This is a genomic window from Rhodoplanes sp. P11 (assembly GCF_964266735.1).
Classification (GTDB): Bacteria; Pseudomonadota; Alphaproteobacteria; order Rhizobiales; family Xanthobacteraceae; genus Rhodoplanes; species Rhodoplanes serenus.
Window position 1 is genome coordinate 65,882 of the sequence record NZ_CAXWGY010000019.1, and the last position, 17,684, is coordinate 83,565.

Genomic DNA, 17,684 nt, shown 5'->3' on the forward strand with positions numbered 1-17,684 from the left:
GGTGTCGCCTTGTCGGCGGGCCTTGCCGGCGTCGGTCGACGGCTCGGCATGCCGGCTCGTGGCAGGAAGAGCTCGGACGGATGGTAGCGACGCTCAGGAGCGGGGAGGCGGCACGAGGATGGCACAGGAGACGGACGAGACGGGCACGAAAGGGCTGGAACGAGAAGAGGCCGGCCCGGGGGCCGGCCTCTTGGCGAGAGGGCGCGCGTCGCGCGAGTGCGCCGTGATCGCGGATCAGTTCCCCTGGATGTGGCCCTTGGCCGGGTCTAGCCGATCGGAGTCCGACGAAGCGTAGGGGGACACGCCGTAAGGCATCGCGGGGGCATACAGGCCGGGGCCCGTGGGCGCGTACACGCCGCCGCCGAACACCGGCGCCGGGCTCGCCGCATAGGCGCCGTAGCCGGCGTGATCGTGCCTTGCGGCATCCCGAGCGTGGTGATGGGCGCCGGCGCCGCGCGGCGCCGCGAACGCGCCCGTCACGGTCGCGAGGGTCACGGCGGCGACCAGGGCGGCGCGGGCGGTGGTCGAACGGAAACGGGTGGACATGAGCGAGGCTCCAAAGATCGGCGGCGCAGACGGAAAGGTCGCCGCCGGGCGGGAGTGGCGTGGTCCGTCGCGACGGCATGTGCGGTGCAGCACGCGGTTCCGCCAATCAACAAAAGGTGCAGCCGGCAGCTCCTTGAAGCAGAGCACGAGACGTCCATGGCCCGGAGAACGTCACGGAAAGTATCGAATTGCGACGCAGCGCTTCGTTTCGATTATGGCGGTGCGATGGCTCGCAGTGCGGCCCTGCATGATTGCTCAGGTTGCCCCCACAATCAGAGCCAAAGCTATCTCAAGGCCCCCGAGCTGCGGGGGACGACTGGATGTGGGATTGATGTTTGCCGAAGCAAAGCGACGCGGCGGGCCGGTAGGCGCCGCCGCCTGCGTGACTGGGTCGGCACGCTCCGGTCGGCTCACGCCTCGAAGCGGGTGACGATGTCGGCCAACGCCGGCCGCGGCCGGTCCTCCGGGGTGCCGTCGTGGCGGCCGACATGGACGAAGCCGATGAAGCGCTCGTGGTCCTCGAGCCCGTAGGCGCGCATCACCTGGCGGTCGTAGGCGTACCATTCGGTGAGCCAGCTGGCGGCGTAGCCGAGCGCGGTGGCGGCGTGCAGCAGATTCATCGCTACGGCGGCGCCGGAGAGCTGCTGCTCCCATTCCGGGATCTTCTGGCCAGGCTGGGCGCTGCACACCACCCCGATCACCAGCGGCGCGCGGGCGAGCCGCTGGGTCTCGAAATAGAGCTGATCGCCGGTCGCATCCGGATACTTGGCCGCGTAGGCGGACGCGATGGCGGCTCCGGCCTCCTCGCGGTGGTCGCCTTCGAACAGGATGAAGCGCCACGGCACCAGGCGGCCGTGATCCGGCACCCGCGCCGCGATGGTCAGCATGGTGTCGATCTCGTCGGCCGTCGGCGGTGGTCCGGAGAGCTGGTCCGGCTTCACCGAGCGGCGGGTCTTCAGGAGCGCGAGGGCGTCGGGCATGGTCGAGAAAATCTCCCCTGGGCGCGGCAATGCGAGCGAGCATTCGCGGGCAACTTCGGCGCAGCCCCGGAGGGTGCGCCGCGGGCGCCGACGGGCGCCTGCGAGCCTGCCGGCTAGCACAGGCCACCAGGCCGATAAAGGGTGGCGGGGCTTGAAATTGCCTCAAAGTGCCGCGTAACTGTCGCCATGATCAGGGCAGGGGGTGGCTCGATCCGCAACATCGGCAGATGCCGGGCGGCCGTGACCGCCGCGGCCTCGTCGGCGCGTGGCCGCGTCTGTGCCATGGTCGCTGCCGCCGGATCGTTTGCCCCCTCGTTGCTCGGCCCCAAGCTTTTCGGCCCCGTGGTGATCGCGACGCTGGTGGTGCTGGCGCCACTGCCGGCCGCCGCCCAGAACCGCCCCGAGCAGGCCATCGTGGGCGCCATGCAGCGCTTCGTGAACTCGCTGCCGTTCAGTGGATTCCTGTCGCCGTCGTCGACCCCGCAGCCGGCGCCGCCCGGTGCCAGCCTGATGCCGCCCGGTGGCGGCGGAGGCGTGCCGAGCCCGCCGTCGCCCGTCATGCAGACGCTGGCGCCGCCACCCGGGGCGCCGCCCGCTCCCGTGCCGCTCGGCCCCGGCGCGACGGCGGCGCTGCCGCCCGCCGCCACCACCATCACGCCGGCGGTGCCGAAGGAGGTGCCGCTGGCGCTCGCGGCCCGCTACGGCCGCGACAGCACGGCGATCAACGGCGGCGTCGTCTGGCGCGTCTATCCGGTGCGGCCCGACATCACCGGCTCGTTCCGTCCGCTGCGCGAAGACCGCAACCCGACCCCCAATCTGGCGCTGCCGCCCGGCGACTATGTGGTGCATGTGGCGTTCGGGCTCGCCAGTGCCGCCAAGACGGTGCGTCTGCGCGACGAGCCGGTGCGCGAGGTGTTCGACCTGCCGGCCGGCGGCCTGCGCATCGAGGGCCGCGTCGGCAATGTCCGCATCCCGGCCGGCCAGATCGCCTTCGACGTCTTTCACGGCAGCCAGTTCGAGCCCGGCGACAAGCGCCAGGTGGCGCAGGCGGTGATGACCGGCGACGTCGTGGTGCTGCCCGAGGGCACCTATCACATCGTCTCCAACTACGGCGACTCCAACGCCGTGGTCCGCTCGGACATCCGCGTGCAGCCCGGCAAGCTCACCGACGTGACGGTGACGCATCGCGCCGCCGTCATCACCCTCAAGCTCGTCTCCGACCGTGGCGGCGAGGCGCTCGCCAACACCAACTGGACGGTGCTGACGCCGGGCGGCGACGTGATCAAGGAATCGATCGGCGCCTTCCCGCGCGTGGTGCTGGCCGAGGGCGACTACCGCGCCATCGCGCGCAACGACGGCCGCTCCTTCGAGCGCGACTTCAAGGTCATCACCGGGGTCGACGGCGAGATCGAGCTCTTGGCCCGCTGAGCCGCACCGCCCGCGCGCGACCGACATCGCGGTGCTCGGCGGCCACTGAATTCCCGCGACAAGCCTGCCGGTTCGCGCCATGCTGGTGCGGCTTCGACTCGGGTCCGTCGACCGTGTGTCGTTCCAGGATTGTCAGATGCCGCTTCGCAGCCCGCTCGGTTCTTCGTCTCCCGCCGGCTTCTTGCTTCGAAGCCCGTTCCGCTCCGCCGCCCTCGGTCTTGCCGGGGTTTTCGCGATGGCCGCCGTGTCGGTGACGGCTTCTGCTCAGGCACCGCGGCCGGGCACCGGGCCGGCGTCGCCCGATCCGCAGCGCGGCGGCGACATCGCGCAGCGCTGGTGCGCCACCTGCCATGTGGTGTCGTCCGACCAGACCCAGGCGACCGGCGAGGCGCGGCCGTTCGGCAGCATCGCGCGGCAGCCGGGCTTCGATGCCGCGGCGCTCGCGCTGTTCCTGCTCGATCCGCACCCGCGCATGCCCGACATGGGGCTGAGCCGCGCCGAGGCGGCCGACATCGCCGCCTACATCAAGAGCCTGGCGCCGAACAAGCCGTGACGGCGCCGATGCGGCCGTGACGGGCGCAGCCGCGGCTACGCCCCGCGGCGTTACGCGGTGGCCGTCGTCGCGGCGCGCTTGAGGTCCGGCGGCACCGCCTCGTCGACCAGCGCGGCGAGCGCCTGATCGAGCGGCGTCACGCTCTGGCGGTCGCTGCCGAGCCGGCGGATCGAGACGGCGCGCTCGGCCGCCTCCTTCTTGCCGACGACCAGCAGCACCGGCACCTTGGCGACCGAGTGCTCGCGGACCTTGTAGTTGATCTTCTCGTTGCGCAGGTCGATCTGCACCCGAAGCCCGAGACGGCGCGCCGCCTCCACCACCTCGCGGGCGTAGTCGTCGCCGTCCGAGGTGATGGTCGCCACCACCGCCTGCACGGGCGCGAGCCACAGCGGGAAGTGGCCGGCGTGGTGCTCGATCAGGATGCCGAGGAAGCGCTCCATCGAGCCGCAGATGGCGCGGTGGACCATCACGGGCGTCTTCTTCTGCCCGTCGGCGTCGATGTAGAAGGCGCCGAACCGCTCCGGCAGGTTGAAGTCCACCTGCGTGGTGCCGCACTGCCAGTCGCGGCCGATGGCGTCGCGCAGCACGTACTCGAACTTCGGCCCGTAGAAGGCGCCTTCGCCCGGATTGACCTCGGTCTTGATGCGGCCGTCCGACTGCGCCCGGATGGTCTCCAGCACCGTCGCCATCACGGCCTCGGCGTGATCCCACGAGGCATCCGAGCCGACGCGCTTCTCCGGCCGGGTCGAGAGCTTCACTACCAGATCCGCCTCGAAGCCGAAGTCCGCGTAGGTCGTCAGGATCAGTTCGTTGATCTTCAGGCACTCGTCGGCGAGCTGATCCTCGTTGCAGAAGATGTGAGCGTCGTCCTGGGTGAAGCCGCGCACCCGCATCAGGCCGTGCATGGCGCCGGACGGCTCGTAGCGATGCACCACGCCGAACTCGGCGAGGCGGATCGGCAGGTCGCGATAGCTCTTCAGCCCGTGCTTGAAGATCTGCACATGGCCCGGGCAGTTCATCGGCTTGATGGCGAACCAGCGCTTGTCCTCCGCCTCGTCGCCGGCCGACTGCGCCGCGAACATGTTCTCGCGGTACCATTCCCAGTGGCCCGAGGTCTCCCACAGCGACTTGTCGAGCATCTGCGGGGCGTTCACCTCGTCGTAGTCGGCCGCCAGACGCCTGCGCATGTAGGCGATCACCGACTGGAACATCGACCAGCCCTTGGCGTGCCAGAACACGACGCCCGGGCCTTCCTCCTGGAAGTGGAAGAGATCGAGCTCGCGGCCGAGCCGCCGGTGGTCGCGCTTCTCGGCTTCCTCGATCTGCTTCAGGTAGGCGTCGAGGTCCTCCTGCTTGGCCCAGGCGGTGCCGTAGATGCGGGTCAGCATCGGGTTGCGATGGTCGCCGCGCCAATAGGCGCCCGCCACCTTCATCAGCTTGAATGCGGTGCCGATCTTGCCCGTCGAGGTCATGTGCGGGCCGCGACAGAGATCGAACCAGTCGCCCTGCTTGTAGATCTTGATCGACTGGTCCTCGGGGATGGCGTCGACCAGCTCGACCTTGAAGCTCTCGCCCTTCTCGTCGAAGACGCGCTTGGCCTCGTCGCGCGACCACACCTCCTTGGTGAACGGCCGATCGCGCGCGATGATCTCCTTCATCTTCTTCTCGATCGCCGCGAAGTCGTCGGGCGTGAACGGCTCGTTGCGGAAGAAGTCGTAGTAGAAGCCGTTCTGGATCACCGGCCCGATGGTCACCTGGGTGCCGGGCCACAGCGCCTGCACGGCCTCGGCCATCACATGGGCGGCGTCGTGGCGGATCAGCTCGAGGGCACGCGGATCGTCGCGCGACACGAACTCGATCGCGGCATCCCGGTCGATCGGATCGGTCAGGTCGGCGAGCACGCCGTCGAGCGCCATGGCGACGGTGCGCTTGGCGAGCGAGGGCGAGATGCCCTTGGCGATGTCGAGGCCGGTGATGCCGTCGGGAAACTCCCGACGCGCGCCGTCGGGAAAGGTCAGGGCGACCATCTTCTGCTCCTGTTGCTCACTCGCTGCCTACGAACGCAGGTAAGCGGATGTCGTGGTGGCGTCGGATATAGCAGGGCGGGGGCGCCGTGCAAGGCGGGGCCAGTTTGCGGTTCGTGCCCGCGCGGAGGCGGGCAGAGAGGCCGCATGGCGGCTTCGAGCGATGCGCTCCGTCCGCTCACAAGTCCTGACGAAACCTTAACGGTGATCACAATGACGACAAATTGCAGAGTCACCGTCCTTCACGGGGACAGGGGGAGAGCGACCAGCACAGCATCAATCGCGATCGTCGTCGCATCGACCAGGCCGATCGGCTGGGCGCACGCGCCCGCGTCGGCCGCGGCGGAGCGGCCGGGCAGCGCGGCCCACACGGGTCCGACCGTCGCGCCGAAAGGCGTTGCCGTCGTCGTGGGCCAGCGTGTCCGGAGCACGGCTCCGAGCACGGGGACCATGTCATGGTTGAACGCCCGCAGCGGCCTCGCTGGCGGCATGTCTGCTCTCATGTCTGGATCGCGGCCCGCGCCGCCATGGCGGGGGTGCTGGCCGTCGCCATCACGGCATCCCTGGTCGTGACGATCGCGTCGGTCGATTCCGCTTCCGCCCAGACCCTTCTGCGCACCGCGCCCGAGGCGGCGCCCGCCGCTGCGCCGGCCGCGCCGCGTCTGCGGCCCCGGCCGCCGGTGCGGCGGCCCGCCGAGGCGGCACCAAGCCGGCCGACCACCGTCTCGATCGTCTCCGGCCCGATCGACACCACCGATCTCGCCGTCGCGTGCGATCTGTCCGCCGTCCTCGACGACGGAGATCAGTTCCGCATCCTGCCGTTCGTCGGCAAGGGCGGCGGACAGAACGTCCGCGATCTTCGAGCACTGCCCGGCATCGATCTCGGCATCGCGACCACCACGGCGCTGCCACGCGAGCGCGCCGAGGCCGACAAGCTCGTCTACATCGCCAAGCTGTTCAACGAGGAGCTCCACATTCTGGTGCGCGCCGACGCGCCGTTCGCCGGCGTGGCCGATCTCGCCGACAAGCCGGTCGCGGTCGGCGACGCGCAGTCGGGCACCCGGCTGGTCGTGCGCGATGTCTTCGCGCGCCTCGGCGTCACCCCGGTCGAGGTCGCGGTCGGCCCGGCCGACGCCGTCGAGAAGCTGCGGTCGGGCGAGATCGCCGCGGCCGTGCTGGTCTCCGGCAAGCCGGCAGCGGCGCTGTCGCGTCTCGTCGGCCGCGAGTTCCGGCTGTTGCCGGTGCCGTTCGCCAAGCCGCTCCAGGCCGACTTCCTGCCGGCGAGCCTGACGGCTGCCGACTATCCGGATCTGATCGCGCCCGGCACTGCGGTGGAGACCGTCGCGGTCGGCACCGTCCTGTTCGCCAATGCCTGGCCCAAGGGGTCGGAGGGTCATCGCCGCCTGGAGCAGTTCGTCGAGCGGCTGTTTCCGCGGCTCGCCGAGCTTCAGAAGCCGCCGCGCCATCCCAAGTGGCGCGAGACCAGCCTGAGCGCCACCGTGCCGGGCCTGGCCCGCTTCGCCCCGGCGGAGGCATGGCTGCGCCGTCAGGCGCCGGCGGCGTCCGAGCTGTCGCGCGAGCGCTTCGATGCGTTCCTGGCGAGCCGCCGCGTCGCCCTCGACGAGACGACGACACCGGCCGACCGCGAGCGGCTGTTTCGGGAGTTCCTGCGCTGGAACGAGACGCGCGAGCGACGCTGAGCCGGCCGGTCCACGAGGGGCCGCCCGGGTGGAGGACCGCGATGAGTGCGCCGACGGACGACCACGGCTTCGGCGATCCGCTGCGCTATGCGCCGCCTTGGGCGCGGCGGGCCGGTCCGGACCGCCCGGCCGAGCCCGACGGGGACGCTCCGGCGCCGCTCGCTCCCGCGGCCGACGGCGACCCGGGCCGGCCGGAACTGCCGGCGGCCGGACCACCCGCCGACGCCGAAGCGGTCGCCCCCGACGCCGAGACGGTGCCGGCCGCGCCGCCGCGCGAGCCGCCGGGCGAGCCGGAGCCGCCCGCCGCCGCCGGACATGCGCCGGTCTCGTCCCGCCCGGCCGAGCCCGTCGTGGCCGCATCTCCGGTCGTGCCGCCTCCCGTTGCGCCGCCGTCGATCGCGGCGGGGCATGCGGTCGCGGTGGGGCGGGCGGTCGATCCCCCCGTGGTCGAGGATGCGCCGGCGACCGTGCCGCAGCCCGGCGATCCGGGTGGCTTCGGCTGGCTGCGGACGCGGCCGTTCGCGGGCGACGTCGCCATGCGGGAGCTGACGCGCCGCCTGGCGCTCGATCCGCATTTGCAGCCCGAGCCGCCGCAACCCGAGTGGCGCCCGTCCCGCGGGCGCGGCGCCGTGGTGCTCGCCGCCCTGTGCGGCGTCGCCGCCGCGGTCGCGCTGATGCTGGTGCTGGTGCTGTTTCCGGGCCCGGACCGGGCGCTCCGGACGGAGCCCGAGGGCGGCGCGCCGCTCGCCGGCTCCACCGCCGACCGTGCCCTGGTGACGGCGCTGGAGCGCACTCCGCCGGTGCGGCTGGTGCTGGTGGAGCTGCGCCGCGCCGGCCGCAGCGAGCCGGTCGGCCTCGGGGTCGGGCTCACCCGCGGTCTCGGCGACGGCAGCCTGATGGTGTCCGGCCTGGTGCCGGGCGCCCGGCTCACCGCCGGCACCGCCCTGGCGGCCGACCGCTGGCGGGTTCCGCTCGGCGAGCTCGGCCGTGCCGCCGTGGTGCCGCCGCGCGACTTCGCCGGCATCATGGATCTGACGCTGGAGCTGCGGCTCGCCGACGACTCGGTCGGCGATCGCAGCGCCATGCGGATCGCCTGGGGCGGCGCCGTGATCACGCCGCTGGGCGGCGAGGGGAGTGGAGCGGCGGTCGGCGGACGCGACGCGAGCGGCCCGCCGCTGCGGGCCGAAGGTGGGAGTGCGGCGCCGGCCGGTGCCGTCGCGGCCGTCGATCCCGAGGAGGTAGCCATCCTGCTCGACCGCGGCAAGGCGTTCCTGGCTCGCGGCGATCTCGCCGCGGCCCGGCTGCTGTTGCGGCGAGCCGCCGAGGCGGGCGACGCCCAGGCGGCGCTGCTGCTCGGCTCGAGCTTCGATCCGGTCGCGCTGAAGCAGCTCGATGTCGTCGGAGCGGTCGCCGATCCGGCCCAGGCCCGCGCCTGGTATCAGCGCGCCGCCGAGCTCGGCTCGGCCGATGCGGCGCGGCGGCTGGACGGGCTAGGCGGATCGGCTCGCTGAGCCGGCGTGTCGGGGGCATCGGTGTTTGGTGCAGCGGTCGGCCCGGCCGGTGAAGGCGGCGGCTCGGCCAGGGTGCCGCGCCAGCGGCCGTAGCGCCACGGCAGCCACCAGCGGGCGTGCGCCGGCAGCGCGCCCGGCACGAAGTCGAGCCCGCGGGTGCCGAGCGGATGGCAGCGGCAGAACCGCGCCAGGGTCATCCAGCCGCCCGCCCACAGGCCGAACCGTCCAATCGCCTCGTCGCCATAGACCGAGCAGGTCGGCAGGTGCCGGCAGTCGGAGCCGAGAAACGGCGACACCGTGAGCTGGTAGCCGCGGATGAGCCCGCGGGCGAGGAGCCGCGGCAGGCGCCGGACCGTGTCGGTGGGGCGGGTGGTTGGCATCGTCCTTGCAAAGTAGCCGTTGGAGCAGCGCCGGCAAGAGGTCGGGTGGCGAGAGCCGCGTCGGCCGGGCGCGGCGCGCCGGAGCATCGCCCGAGTGCGGTAATCCGTCACCCTTCTGCCCCAAAAGGGCCGCTTGCGACGGTCGATTGCGTACGTAAGATCACAGTTGCCGCTAAGTATCGCTGTGTGGCCTCATGACGGAGACTTAAACAACAACAATAACAAGTGGCTCGGAAAGGTAAGTAGAACAAGCGTTGCTGAATCGACACAGCACGGGGACCACGATGAAACGTTCTTGGGTCGGCGGCCTGGCGCTCGCACTCTGTGCGCTGCCCGTGGTCGCCGCCACGCCGGAGCTGCCGGCCAATCCCCGCACGCTCCCCATGCAGTTCGTCGTGCAGGAGCCGGCGGTGCCGTGCGGCAAGGATTGCCGCTCGCTGGTGTTCGCGGCTGGCATGATCACCGCCGACACGCCGCGTCGATTCGAGGCCTTCGCGGCCGAGCGCAGCCTGCGCGACGCCACCGTGGTGCTCGACTCGGACGGCGGCTCGGTGGTCGGGGCCCTGGCGTTCGGGCGCAGCATCCGCCGGCTCGGGCTCGACACCACGGTGGGGCGCGCCGACCGTTCGGGCGGTCCCGGCAAGCCGGCCCGCATCGCGCCGGCCAACTGCGAATCGATGTGCGCCTTCGTGCTGCTCGGCGGCGTCGCCCGCGAGGTGCCGGCGCGCTCGCGCGTGCTGGTGCATCAGATCTGGCTCGGCGACCGCCGCGACGACGCGGTGGCGGCGAGCTACTCGGCCGAGGATCTCGTGCTGGTGCAGCGCGACATCGGCCAGATCGTCCGCTACACGGCCGACATGGGGGGCGCGGCCGAGCTGATCGAGATCGCGCTCCGCATTCCGCCGTGGGAGCCGATGCGCCTGCTCAGCCGGGACGAACTGCGCCGCACCGGGCTCGACCGCGAGGCGCCGCCGCCTGCCGTGGCGGCCACCCAGGCGTCCGCGGCGGTGACGCCGGTGGCGGTTTCGATGGATCGCGCCGCGGCCGCGAGCGAGCGCGGCTGGAGCGTCGTCGAGGGGGGTAGCGGCACCATGCTGGTGCGGCGGCATCCGCTCACCGTCGAGGGCGAGCGCATCGGCAGCTTCGATGTGGGCCTGTCCTGCGGCGATGCTCCCGGCACCTATGCGCTCACCTATGCGGAGCGCCGGCAGGTCGCGGCCGGCGGGTCGGCCGGCCAGGCGGCCGCGATCGACCAGGTGCGGCTGTGGATCGAGCAGACCGACGTGAAGCTCGACATCCTGTCCTCGTCCCGGCGTGCCGACGGCCAGCCGATCGAGACGGTGGCGGTGGCGACCGTCCCGGCCCCGCTGGTGCGGGCCTTCGCGACGGCGGCGGCCCGTTCGCTGTCGGTGCAGACCGCCGCCGGCGGTCTCGCCGCGACCTCGATCCGCATCGGCAATGCCGGCATCGGCAAGGTGTTCGGCCAGCTCGAGACAGGATGCGGCCGCGGCCCGGCCAAGCGCGACGCGGCGCTGCGCGATCCTGCGGTGGGGCGCGACACCGCCGTGCGCGACACCCACGCGCGGCTGGAGGCGGCGGCGCGCTGACCAAGGCTCGCCGTGCCCGGGAGGGCCGGCCGCGCTATGCGGCGCCGCTTCCGCGCGCCGCGGCGATCTGGTCGAGCGCCGACACCACCGCGTCGAAGGTGAGCAGGGTGGAGGCATGGCGTGCCTTGTAGTCGCGCACCGGCTCCAGCACCGCGACCTCGGCCCAACGTCCGTCCGGCGGCGGCCCGTTCTCCTTGAGCATGCGGCGCACCGTCTCGCGCAGCGAGCGCAGCTCGTCGGCCGTGGCGCCGACCACATGGCTCGCCATGATCGAGGACGAGGCTTGGCCGAGCGCGCACGCCTTCACCACATGGCCGAAGTCGACGACGGTGTCGCCGTCGACCTTGATGTCGACCGTGACGGTCGAGCCGCACAGGCGCGAATGCGCCGTGGCGCTCGCGTCCGGATCGTTCAGGCGGCCGAGCCGCGGGATGTTGCCGGCCAGTTCGAGGATGCGGCGATTGTAGACGTCGTTCAGCATGGCTCGTCCGCGGGCGCCCGGGCGCCGATTTGCCTCGGTGTGCGTCACCGACTATATCCCGTCATATAGGATGTCGGCCGGGGCGGGCGAGGGTCGCTTGCGACGGCGCGCGTCCGCTCCCACATGCTCGGGTGGTTGCAGCGCCACCGTCGGTCGTCGGCGGCCGCGACGGTCGGGCGGGGCCGCGCCCGCGGGCGACGAGTGGTCGCGGCGCTGCAAGTCCTGCGCGCCCCCGGTTGCGCCGGTTGCGCCGGTTGCGCCGATCTGGTTCGTTTCCCGGCATGTCGGCCGAACGGAGAACTCCGCCGCGATGGACACTGTCACCAAGACGCTGACCCCGGCCGCCCGTTCGTCCGATCCCGCCGTTCCGACAGGTCCCGCGCCGAGCGGCGCGCCGAGCGGCGCTCCGGCACGGCCGAGCCGGGCGGAGGCCGAGGCCGCCGTCCGCGTGCTGCTCGGCTATATCGGCGACGATCCCGACCGCGAGGGCCTGCTGGATACGCCGCGCCGCGTCGTCTCGGCCTTCGACGAGCTGTACGGCGGCTACCGCGAGCAGCCCGGCGAGGCGCTGGAGCGCACCTTCTCGGAGATCGGCACCTACGACGACATCGTGCTGGTGCGCGACATCCCGTTCAGCTCGCATTGCGAGCATCACATGATGCCGTTCGTCGGCCGCGCCCATGTCGGCTACCTGCCGGTCGAGCGTGTCGTCGGCCTGTCGAAGATCGCCCGGGTGATCGACATCTTCGCGCGCCGGCTCCAGACCCAGGAGCGGCTCTCCTCCGAGATCGTCACCGAGATCGACACGGTGCTGAAGCCGCGCGGCGTCGCCGTGATGCTGGAGGCCGAGCACACCTGCATGTCGATGCGCGGCGTCGCCAAGGTCGGCAGCCGCACCATCACGACGCAGTTCACCGGCGTCTTCCGCGACGATCCCGGCGAGCAGCTCCGCTTCCTCAATCTGGTGCGCAACGGCATCGGCTGACCGCTCCGGCCCGCCGGCGGGACGGGGACCTGCGGCAGCGACCGGCGCCTTCCTTCGTCCCCTGTGATCGTGCGTCCCGATGAAGACTTTCGCGCCCCGCGGCACCACCGAGCAGATCGAGGAGGGGCGCGTCTTCGCCCCCAAGTTCGACGCCGACGGCCTCATTCCGGCGATCGTCGCCGATGCCTGGTCGGGCGAGGTGCTGATGCTGGCCTGGATGAACGACGCCGCCCTCGCCAAGTCGATCGAGACCTGCGAGGCGTGGTTCTACAGCCGCTCGCGCGGCGCGCTGTGGAAGAAGGGCGAGACCTCCGGCCACGTGCTGCGCATCCTGGAAATGCGGGTCGACTGCGATCAAGATGCGCTGCTGCTGCGGGTCGAGCAGGCGGCGCCGGGCACCTGCCACACCGGCCGCGCCTCGTGCTTCTACCGCGCCGTGTCGCTGCGCGAGCCGGCCGGGCACACCTTGGTGCTGCAATTCAAGAAGGCCGAGCGGGTGTTCGATCCGGCCGCCGTGTATGGCGGGGAGCCGAAGACCAAAGCGGCGGCGACGCCGTCCGGCTCGACACCGTCGACCGGCGAGCCGCCGGCAACCGAGTAGCGCCGAATCGGTCGCGCTACCGTTTTGCGCGGGCGGACCCGCGCATCGGTGCTCGCCATGAGATGGATGGCCGGGTCGCGGCCTGTGGCCGGCCCGGCCATGACGCCGACTCGAAGCCGGTTGGCCGGCTCGCAGGAGCCGGCCTCGGCGACCTCGGGATCACGCCTCCTCGGCGTCGAGCCCGGCCTGGCCGGCCTCCGGATTCTCGAAGAACTCCTCGGCGGCGGCGTCCGCCACCTCGCGGTCCTCGCGCCGCGCGGTGACGTCCTCGCCGCGGCCGATGCGCTCCGCCTCGTCGGCGTTGCGGGCCACGATGATGGCGACCGCCACGGTCAGCTCGGGATGTAGCACCAGCGGCACGCTGTGCGATCCGACGGTCTTGATCGGCGCGTTGATGGCGACCTGGCTGCGGTCGACCGTGAAGCCGGCATCGACCAGGAGGCCGGCGATGTCGCGGGTGGTCACCGAGCCGTAGAGCTGGCCGATGTCGGACGCCTGGCGCAGCACCGTGAAGGTCTTGCCGTCGAGCTTCTCGGCGACCTTCTCGGCCTCGCCCCGGCGCTCCAGGTTGCGGACCTCGAGTTGCGCCTTCATGCCCTCGAAGCGGGCCAGGTTCTCCTTGGTGGCGCGCAGCGCCTTGCCCTGCGGCAGCAGGAAGTTGCGCGCGAAGCCGTCACGCACCCGGACGACGTCTCCCATCTGGCCGTGGTTGCCGACCCTTTCCAGCAGAATCACTTGCATGTCGCTCTCCTCGTGGAACTCGTTGTCTGAAGGTGGTGTGCGAGACTCAAGACCCGTCGCCCGAGTGGGCCGCCGGCGCGCCGCCAAATCGGCGTCTGAGATCGATGGCGGTGTCGGTGAGGCCGACCAGCATCACGGCGAACAGCGGCCAGGCGAACAGCATCACCGAGGCGTAGAGAACCGACAGCACCAGGCCGCGGCTCTTCAGCCGCCGGGTGAGGGCGTGCAGCACCGCGAAGCCGAGCGCCGTGAAGGCGACCAGCAGGCTCGCCGCGAACAGGCTGGCGATCAGGCCGATCAGGCCGGGCAGGAACGAGCCCGCCACCATGGCGCCGAGCAGCACCGTCGCGCTCGCCGGGAAGGCGGTGTCGGACAGCACCGGCCAGGGGCGCGGCAGCCGGCCCGAGATCGACACGGCGCGGCCGGCGAGCCACAGGTTGAACAGCAGCGTCATCGTCATCAGCACGGCTGCGGCGGGCGGCAGGGCGGCGGCCAGGAACTCGATCAGCGGCCCGGGCTCCGACACGCCGGGCACCGCGACCGTGCCGTCGGCACCGGGGATCGGGCGCTGGCGCAGCACGCGGGAGAAGCCCTCCTTGAGGGTCGCGCGAATGCTCTCGACGTCATCCCCGAAGGTCGGCAGCGAGAGGGCCACCGCGGTGGCGCCGAGCAGGGCGGCCCACAGCACCAGGCGGCCGACCGGATACCAGTCGAGCGGCGGTCCTGCCGGCGCCAACTCGGTCGCGCCGGTGCCGTCGGGGGCGGGGGCCGTCGTCACGGCGGCCGGCACGGGCACGTTTCCGGCCGTCGCCGGCCGCGCCAGCAGCGCCAGATAGGCGAGCCACCAGCCCGGCAGCGCCAATCCGATCAGGAAGACGAGAAAGAACAGGGTGCCGAACCAGGCGGCCAGCGCCGCGGTGCCAACCAGGGCGGCCAGCAGCCCGGCCCAGTGGCTCCAGCCGAGCGCCGCGATGATGACGGGGAGCGGCGCCAGATAGAACAGCAGCATCGACAGCGGCGAGCCGCCGACCAGCGCCGCGAAGGTGAGCGCCGCGACCGCGCCGGCGCCGAGGCCGACCAGGATGAACTGAGCCATCGTGTGCTGTCCCGCTCGTCGAGCGGTTAGAGGCGGATCGACGTCGTGAGACCGTCCGCCCCAACCCGGAAGACGGCCCGCCACGCCGCAGGGGCAGGGCGGGCCGCGAGGATCGTGGCCGCGGCCGGCGCTCGCCGACCGTGGCAGCTCAGCCGATTCGGCTCAGCGAATCACGTAGGGCAGCAGGCCGAGGAAGCGGGCGCGCTTGATGGCGCGGGCCAGCTCGCGCTGCTTACGGGCCGACACCGCGGTGATGCGGCTCGGCACGATCTTGCCGCGCTCCGAGATGTAGCGCTGGAGCAGACGCACGTCCTTGTAGTCGATCTTCGGGGCGTTGGCGCCGGAGAACGGGCAGGTCTTGCGGCGACGGAAGAAGGGCCGGCGGGCGCCGGCGGACTGCATGGCCATGGCGCTCACTCCCCGGTGGCTTCGGCGTCGGCGGTCTCGGCGCGATCCTCGCGCGGGCCGCGGTCACGCGGCGGACGACGGTCGCCGCGATCGCGGTCCCGATCGCCACGCTCGCCGCGCTCGCCCGGCCGGCGATCCCGGTCGCGCTCGTCGCGGTCGGACTTGCGCATCATGGCCGAGGGGCCGGCCTCCAGCTCGTCGACCTTGACGGTCAGGGCGCGCAGCACGTCCTCGCTGATGCGCTGCTGGCGCTCCACCTCCGCCACCGCGGCCGCCGGGGCCTCGATGTTGAGCAGGGTGAAGTGCGCCTTGCGGTTCTTGTTGATCCGGTAGGTCAGGGACTTGACGCCCCAGTACTCGACCTTGGAGACCGCGCCGCCGAGCTGCTCGATGACGCCCTTGTACTGGGTCGTCAGCTCGTCGACCTGCTGCGCCGAGAGATCCTGGCGCGCAAGATACACGTGTTCATACAGTGGCATGGACTGCCTTTCCTGGTTCGTGGCGGCGGGTCCGACGCGAAGCCCTTCGTGCCCTTCGGGAAAGGCGCGAAAGCTCTGAAGGCGGGAACACGGGACGCCGGACCCTCGAAGGGTCCTGCCGGTCGATCCCTTGCGGAATCGGCGCAGCCGTCCGTTCAGCCCCCGGCCGGAGCCGAGCCGAAGCGCGCGTTTATACGGCTTTCGCCGTCAAACGCAAGCCGGCGGCCGGTTCCCGGAGCGGCTCCGCCGGGTGGCGCGCCGGCCGGCCCGGCCCGGCGGGCGGGTTCTGGCGGGTCTGCGGGAGTAAGTGTCCGTCACACTTGACTTGCCGCGGTCCCCCTGCGTGTTAGCGGCCGGGATTCAGAGAGGGACGCATCCATGGCGGTCGCATTCGTATTTCCCGGCCAGGGCAGCCAGGCGGTGGGCATGGGCAAGGCGCTGGCCGACGCCTTCCCGGTCGCCCGCGCCGTGTTCGAGGAGGTCGACGAGGCGCTCGGCGACAAGCTGTCGTCGATCATCTTCGAAGGACCGGCCGAGACCCTGATGCTGACCGAGAACACCCAGCCCGCCCTGATGGCGGTGTCGCTCGCGGTGCTGCGGGTGCTGGAGCAGGAGGCGGGGCTCGATCTGTCGCGCGAGGCCGCGTTCGTGGCCGGCCATTCGCTCGGCGAGTATTCGGCGCTGGCGGCCGCCGGGGCGCTGACCATCGCCGACACGGCGCGGCTCGTCCGCACCCGCGGCCGGGCCATGCAGAAGGCGGTGCCGGTCGGCGTCGGCGCCATGGCGGCGCTGCTCGGCATGGAGTTCGACGAGGCGGCGGCGGTCGCCGCCGAGGCGGCGCAGGGCGTCGTCTGCCAGGCCGCCAACGACAATGGCGGCGGCCAGGTGGTGGTGTCGGGCGAGAAGGCGGCGGTCGAGCGCGCCGTCGAGATCGCCAAGGGCCGCGGCGCCAAGCGGGCCACGCTGCTGCCGGTCTCCGCTCCCTTCCATTGTGCTCTGATGCAGCCCGCCGCCGACGTGATGGCCGAGGCGCTGAAAGGCGTGACGGTGCGCCGCCCGGTGGTGCCGGTGGTCGCCAACGTGCTGGCGGCGCCGATCAGCGAGCCGGACCAGATCGTGGCGGCGCTGATCGCCCAGGTCACCGGCACGGTGCGCTGGCGCGAATCGGTCGCCTGCATGGCCAAGGCCGGACTGACCACCTTCTACGAGGTGGGGGCCGGCAAGGTGCTCACCGGCCTCGTAAAGCGCATCGCCGACGGGGCCACCGGCTCGGCCATCGGCACGCCGGCCGATGTCGCCGCCTTCGTGGCGGCGCGCGCCGCGCTCCAGCAGGGGGCGGCGTGATGTTCGATCTCTCGGGCAAGACCGCCCTCGTCACCGGCGCGACCGGCGGTATCGGTGGCGCCATCGCGCGCGCCCTGCACGGACGCGGTGCCACCGTGGCGATCTCCGGCACCAAGGCCGACAAGCTGGAGGCCCTGGCGGCCGAGCTCGGCGAGCGCATCCACGCGCTGCCGTGCAATCTCGCCGACCGCGCCGCGGTGGAGACGCTGGTGCCGGCCGCCGAGGCCGCGATGGGCCAGCTCGACATCCTGGTCAACAATGCCGGCCTGACGCGCGACAACATCTTCATGCGGATGAAGGACGCCGAGTGGGACGACGTCATCGCGGTCGATCTCACCGCCGCCTTCGTGCTGGCGCGTGCCGCCGTGAAGGGCATGATGCGCCGCCGCTTCGGCCGAATCGTCTCGATCACCTCGGTGGTCGGGGTCAGCGGCAATCCGGGGCAGGGCAACTACGCGGCCGCCAAGGCCGGCATGATCGGCATGAGCAAGGCGCTGGCCCAGGAGGTCGCCTCGCGCGGCATCACGGTGAACTGCGTGGCGCCCGGCTTCATCGCCACCGCGATGACCGACGTGCTCAACGACAAGCAGCGCGAGACGGTGCTGTCGCGGGTGCCGGCGGGCCGCCTCGGAACCTCCGAGGAGATCGCCGCCGCGGTGGTCTATCTGGCCTCCGCGGAGGCCGCCTACACGACCGGCCAGACGCTCCACGTCAACGGTGGCATGGTGATGATCTGATTGGGGTTTCCCGGTTCGCACAGGGGTCGGTTGCGGGCCGTCCGGCACTTCTGGTCAACGCCGGGGAAGTATGATAACCGATC

17 protein-coding genes and 1 pseudogene are annotated in these 17,684 nt (G+C 72.0%); 9 read left to right on the forward strand and 9 right to left on the reverse strand.

The window, feature by feature from the left end; translation table 11 throughout:
• Positions 1-234 precede the first annotated feature (234 nt).
• Positions 235-546: a hypothetical protein gene (locus ACFQUV_RS19440; protein WP_129608807.1), complete on the reverse strand. Its 312-nt coding sequence runs from the start codon at positions 544-546 to the stop codon at positions 235-237.
• Positions 547-956: 410 nt separating this feature from the next.
• A complete protein-coding gene (locus ACFQUV_RS19445; RefSeq protein ID WP_111385948.1) occupies positions 957-1,526 on the reverse strand; it encodes a nitroreductase in 570 nt (189 codons plus the stop codon).
• A 282-nt stretch (positions 1,527-1,808) separates the two neighbouring features.
• On the opposite strand from ACFQUV_RS19445, the gene ACFQUV_RS19450 reads away from it, so the two are divergent.
• Together ACFQUV_RS19450 and ACFQUV_RS19455 are read left to right on the forward strand one after the other, a co-directional pair.
• Positions 1,809-2,954 (forward strand): hypothetical protein, encoded by a 1,146-nt coding sequence (locus tag ACFQUV_RS19450; protein ID WP_207211445.1) that lies wholly within the window; start codon positions 1,809-1,811, stop codon positions 2,952-2,954.
• 235 nt (positions 2,955-3,189) lie between these two features.
• Complete coding sequence (locus ACFQUV_RS19455; RefSeq protein WP_129608808.1) at positions 3,190-3,507, forward strand: c-type cytochrome; 318 nt, start codon at positions 3,190-3,192, stop codon at positions 3,505-3,507.
• Between the two features lie 50 nt (positions 3,508-3,557).
• Here ACFQUV_RS19455 and thrS read toward each other — a convergent pair whose 3' ends face one another.
• Positions 3,558-5,534 carry a threonine--tRNA ligase gene (thrS, locus tag ACFQUV_RS19460; protein WP_129608809.1) on the reverse strand — a complete coding sequence of 659 codons (1,977 nt, stop codon included), beginning with the start codon at positions 5,532-5,534 and terminating at the stop codon, positions 3,558-3,560.
• 452 nt (positions 5,535-5,986) lie between these two features.
• Here thrS and ACFQUV_RS19465 point away from each other — a divergent pair, with 452 nt between their 5' ends.
• Positions 5,987-7,231 (forward strand): TAXI family TRAP transporter solute-binding subunit, encoded by a 1,245-nt coding sequence (locus tag ACFQUV_RS19465; protein ID WP_129608810.1) that lies wholly within the window; start codon positions 5,987-5,989, stop codon positions 7,229-7,231.
• 41 nt (positions 7,232-7,272) lie between these two features.
• A complete protein-coding gene (locus tag ACFQUV_RS19470; RefSeq protein ID WP_165363854.1) occupies positions 7,273-8,742 on the forward strand; it encodes a hypothetical protein in 1,470 nt (489 codons plus the stop codon).
• A 74-nt stretch (positions 8,743-8,816) separates the two neighbouring features.
• Here the strand turns inward: ACFQUV_RS19470 and yidD are convergent.
• Positions 8,817-9,122, reverse strand: a pseudogene (gene yidD, locus ACFQUV_RS19475) (membrane protein insertion efficiency factor YidD); the annotation flags it as partial.
• A 284-nt stretch (positions 9,123-9,406) separates the two neighbouring features.
• Here yidD and ACFQUV_RS19480 point away from each other — a divergent pair.
• Entirely contained in the window at positions 9,407-10,729 is a 1,323-nt protein-coding gene (locus tag ACFQUV_RS19480) for a hypothetical protein (protein WP_129608813.1), read from the forward strand.
• Positions 10,730-10,763: 34 nt separating this feature from the next.
• Here the strand turns inward: ACFQUV_RS19480 and ACFQUV_RS19485 are convergent, their stop codons facing one another.
• Positions 10,764-11,210 carry an iron-sulfur cluster assembly scaffold protein gene (locus ACFQUV_RS19485; RefSeq protein ID WP_129608814.1) on the reverse strand — a complete coding sequence of 149 codons (447 nt, stop codon included), beginning with the start codon at positions 11,208-11,210 and terminating at the stop codon, positions 10,764-10,766.
• A 310-nt stretch (positions 11,211-11,520) separates the two neighbouring features.
• On the opposite strand from ACFQUV_RS19485, the gene folE reads away from it, so the two are divergent.
• Both folE and hisI read left to right on the forward strand, forming a co-directional pair.
• A complete protein-coding gene (folE, locus tag ACFQUV_RS19490; protein ID WP_129608815.1) occupies positions 11,521-12,195 on the forward strand; it encodes a GTP cyclohydrolase I FolE in 675 nt (224 codons plus the stop codon).
• A 79-nt stretch (positions 12,196-12,274) separates the two neighbouring features.
• Positions 12,275-12,796: a phosphoribosyl-AMP cyclohydrolase gene (gene hisI, locus ACFQUV_RS19495; protein WP_129608816.1), complete on the forward strand. Its 522-nt coding sequence runs from the start codon at positions 12,275-12,277 to the stop codon at positions 12,794-12,796.
• A 159-nt stretch (positions 12,797-12,955) separates the two neighbouring features.
• Here hisI and rplI read toward each other — a convergent pair whose 3' ends face one another.
• The 4 genes from rplI to rpsF all read right to left on the reverse strand — a co-directional run bounded on the left by rplI (position 12,956) and on the right by rpsF (position 15,520).
• Positions 12,956-13,537, reverse strand: a complete 582-nt coding sequence (gene rplI, locus ACFQUV_RS19500; RefSeq protein ID WP_129608817.1) for a 50S ribosomal protein L9 — start codon at positions 13,535-13,537, stop codon at positions 12,956-12,958.
• Between the two features lie 46 nt (positions 13,538-13,583).
• Positions 13,584-14,633 (reverse strand): DUF2232 domain-containing protein, encoded by a 1,050-nt coding sequence (locus ACFQUV_RS19505; RefSeq protein WP_129608818.1) that lies wholly within the window; start codon positions 14,631-14,633, stop codon positions 13,584-13,586.
• Positions 14,634-14,795: 162 nt separating this feature from the next.
• Entirely contained in the window at positions 14,796-15,035 is a 240-nt protein-coding gene (gene rpsR, locus ACFQUV_RS19510; protein ID WP_111387157.1) for a 30S ribosomal protein S18, read from the reverse strand.
• Between the two features lie 11 nt (positions 15,036-15,046).
• Complete coding sequence (rpsF, locus tag ACFQUV_RS19515; RefSeq protein ID WP_111387145.1) at positions 15,047-15,520, reverse strand: 30S ribosomal protein S6; 474 nt, start codon at positions 15,518-15,520, stop codon at positions 15,047-15,049.
• Between the two features lie 378 nt (positions 15,521-15,898).
• Here rpsF and fabD point away from each other — a divergent pair, with 378 nt between their 5' ends.
• Complete coding sequence (gene fabD, locus ACFQUV_RS19520; protein ID WP_129608819.1) at positions 15,899-16,864, forward strand: ACP S-malonyltransferase; 966 nt, start codon at positions 15,899-15,901, stop codon at positions 16,862-16,864.
• Positions 16,864-17,601 (forward strand): 3-oxoacyl-[acyl-carrier-protein] reductase, encoded by a 738-nt coding sequence (gene fabG, locus ACFQUV_RS19525; RefSeq protein ID WP_111387149.1) that lies wholly within the window; start codon positions 16,864-16,866, stop codon positions 17,599-17,601. The genes fabD and fabG overlap by 1 nt, the downstream gene beginning before the upstream one ends.
• Positions 17,602-17,684: the final 83 nt, after the last annotated feature.

What these genes read in the sequence shown, in the direction of transcription:
- ACFQUV_RS19440 (WP_129608807.1), bottom strand. Translation starts at nt 546, where the DNA reads ATGTCCACCCGTTTCCGTTCGACCACCGCCCGCGCCGCCCTGGTCGCC.
- ACFQUV_RS19445 (WP_111385948.1), bottom strand. Translation starts at nt 1,526, where the DNA reads ATGCCCGACGCCCTCGCGCTCCTGAAGACCCGCCGCTCGGTGAAGCCG.
- ACFQUV_RS19450 (WP_207211445.1), top strand. Translation starts at nt 1,809, where the DNA reads ATGGTCGCTGCCGCCGGATCGTTTGCCCCCTCGTTGCTCGGCCCCAAG.
- ACFQUV_RS19455 (WP_129608808.1), top strand. Translation starts at nt 3,190, where the DNA reads ATGGCCGCCGTGTCGGTGACGGCTTCTGCTCAGGCACCGCGGCCGGGC.
- thrS (WP_129608809.1), bottom strand. Translation starts at nt 5,534, where the DNA reads ATGGTCGCCCTGACCTTTCCCGACGGCGCGCGTCGGGAGTTTCCCGAC.
- ACFQUV_RS19465 (WP_129608810.1), top strand. Translation starts at nt 5,987, where the DNA reads ATGGTTGAACGCCCGCAGCGGCCTCGCTGGCGGCATGTCTGCTCTCAT.
- ACFQUV_RS19470 (WP_165363854.1), top strand. Translation starts at nt 7,273, where the DNA reads ATGAGTGCGCCGACGGACGACCACGGCTTCGGCGATCCGCTGCGCTAT.
- ACFQUV_RS19480 (WP_129608813.1), top strand. Translation starts at nt 9,407, where the DNA reads ATGAAACGTTCTTGGGTCGGCGGCCTGGCGCTCGCACTCTGTGCGCTG.
- ACFQUV_RS19485 (WP_129608814.1), bottom strand. Translation starts at nt 11,210, where the DNA reads ATGCTGAACGACGTCTACAATCGCCGCATCCTCGAACTGGCCGGCAAC.
- folE (WP_129608815.1), top strand. Translation starts at nt 11,521, where the DNA reads ATGGACACTGTCACCAAGACGCTGACCCCGGCCGCCCGTTCGTCCGAT.
- hisI (WP_129608816.1), top strand. Translation starts at nt 12,275, where the DNA reads ATGAAGACTTTCGCGCCCCGCGGCACCACCGAGCAGATCGAGGAGGGG.
- rplI (WP_129608817.1), bottom strand. Translation starts at nt 13,537, where the DNA reads ATGCAAGTGATTCTGCTGGAAAGGGTCGGCAACCACGGCCAGATGGGA.
- ACFQUV_RS19505 (WP_129608818.1), bottom strand. Translation starts at nt 14,633, where the DNA reads ATGGCTCAGTTCATCCTGGTCGGCCTCGGCGCCGGCGCGGTCGCGGCG.
- rpsR (WP_111387157.1), bottom strand. Translation starts at nt 15,035, where the DNA reads ATGCAGTCCGCCGGCGCCCGCCGGCCCTTCTTCCGTCGCCGCAAGACC.
- rpsF (WP_111387145.1), bottom strand. Translation starts at nt 15,520, where the DNA reads ATGCCACTGTATGAACACGTGTATCTTGCGCGCCAGGATCTCTCGGCG.
- fabD (WP_129608819.1), top strand. Translation starts at nt 15,899, where the DNA reads ATGGCGGTCGCATTCGTATTTCCCGGCCAGGGCAGCCAGGCGGTGGGC.
- fabG (WP_111387149.1), top strand. Translation starts at nt 16,864, where the DNA reads ATGTTCGATCTCTCGGGCAAGACCGCCCTCGTCACCGGCGCGACCGGC.